This window comes from Rhodococcus sp. NPDC057014, assembly GCF_042673295.1.
Taxonomy (GTDB): Bacteria; Actinomycetota; Actinomycetes; order Mycobacteriales; family Mycobacteriaceae; genus Rhodococcus_F.
The window spans coordinates 1-1,777 of sequence record NZ_JBHUSF010000613.1 but is presented as its reverse complement, the minus strand read 5'-3'; the positions used below and the strand labels follow the sequence as shown (position 1 = coordinate 1,777).

Genomic DNA, 1,777 nt, shown 5'->3' with positions numbered 1-1,777 from the left:
GATTTCGGCCTAGTGGGCGTCGCGGTACGGTCTCATGCGCGGCCGGCGCGGAGCCGTTCGGCGACCTCGATGGCGTCACCTTCGGGTGCGGTGGAGTCGGCGCCCGGCTTTGCGATCACCAGGTAGAGGAACCCGGCGACGGTGATGATGGAGAACCCGATCAGTGCGATCCAGCGGTCGACGAACGGTAGGCTCTCGTCGCCGCTGGGCCGGGCCAGGATGATCATGGCGACGATGCCGTAGACCAGGGCGGCGACGTTGACGGCGAGGCCCAATTTGCCCAGGGTCCACGGTCCGCCGGGCTTCCAGCCCTTGAATCGCATCCGCAGTGCGGCCAGGACCACCATCTGGAAGGCGAAGTAGGCGGCGATGACCTGGAATGCGGCGATCCGGAACAGGGAGTCGGGGAAGAAGTACACGAAGACGGTGAGCAGCACCGGTGCAACGTTGATGCCCAGCAGGGCGTTGACCGGGATGTGGCTCGAGGAGGTGCGGGCGAAGAAGTGGCTGCCGGGGAACATGTCGTCGCGGGCGAACGAGTACACCAGGCGGCTGACGGCGGTCTGCTGGCCCATCACACCGGCCAGGAACGAGGTCAGTGCGATGACGAGGAACGCCTTGGATCCGACCGTGCCGAGGCTGCCCTGCAGGATCGTCGGGATGGGGTTGGCGTCCTCCCCGGCCACGACGGCCGCCAGATCCGGGCAGGCGAGGACGAATCCGGAGAAGGCGAGCAGGGCGGCGCCGCCGCCGACGAGAACCGTCAACGCCATCGCGCGAGGAATGGCGCGGGCCGGGTTGGGGGTCTCCTCGGCGACCTCGCCGCAGGCCTCGAAGCCGTAGAACATGTACAGGCCCACCAGTGATGCTCCGATGAAGGCGTAGATGTAACTCTGCCCGCCACCGGCGCCCATGGTGTCGAAGAAGACCGAAAAGGGTTGCTTGCGCTCGAAGATCAGCAGGTACAGGCCGATCGCGACGACGCCGATGAGTTCGGCGGTCAGGCCGACGACGGAGATCCGGGCGAGGGTCTTGGTGCCGGTGAGGTTGAACAGCAGGCAGACGGTCAGCACCGACAGGGTGATGATCAGTTTCTGCAGCCCGGTGGCCGAGACCGACGGCTCGTCCGCGGTGCCGAACAGCAGACTTGCGATGAAGTCGGAGCTGAACATGGCGGTGGTGGTGATGCCGATGGTGATGGCACAGATGTAGACCCACGACATCAGCCAGGCATACTGGCCGTTCCAGAGCCGGCGCGCCCATTGATACAGGCCGCCCGCGAGCGGGAACTGGGAGACGACCTCACCGAAGACCAGGGCGACCAGAAGTTGGCCGAAGCCGACGATGAAAATCCAGAACACCGCCGGCGGTCCGGCAGTGGAGATTCCCAGCGCGAAGATCGAGACCACGCCGACCATCGGGGACAAGTAGATGAAGCCGAGGGCGAAGTTCGCCCACAGGTTCATCTTGCGCTCGAACTTCGGTTCGTAACCGAGGGCGCGGAGATGCTCGTCATCTCCATGGGGGGCGACTTCGCGGCTGTTACCCGTATCGCGCGTCTCTAGCATGTTTCCTCCGGGGATGGGGACCGACCGAGTGAATCGAAGATCGACGCAGTATGCGGATCGACTTCAACTCGACCTCTCAGTGATGCATGTCACTGTGCCATTAAGGTTAATTCACCTAGCCATTTTTGGCAATACGTCACGGCAAACGTTGCGTGACCGGGGGTGGTGCTGCGAGAGAACGAGACTGCACGCCCCCCACATGTGGGGGG

The 1,777-nt window shown here is 64.4% G+C and carries 1 protein-coding gene; it reads right to left on the bottom strand.

From position 1 onward, the window contains the following. Window positions 1-32: 32 nt before the first annotated feature. The gene (locus tag ACFTZB_RS45425; protein ID WP_378442535.1) at window positions 33-1,568 is read right to left on the bottom strand and encodes an APC family permease; all 1,536 of its coding nucleotides are present in this window, start codon (window positions 1,566-1,568) and stop codon (window positions 33-35) included. Window positions 1,569-1,777 lie beyond the last annotated feature (209 nt).

Bases quoted from the DNA above. Each gene is read 5' to 3' on its own strand.
- ACFTZB_RS45425 (WP_378442535.1), bottom strand. From the start codon at position 1,568: ATGCTAGAGACGCGCGATACGGGTAACAGCCGCGAAGTCGCCCCCCAT.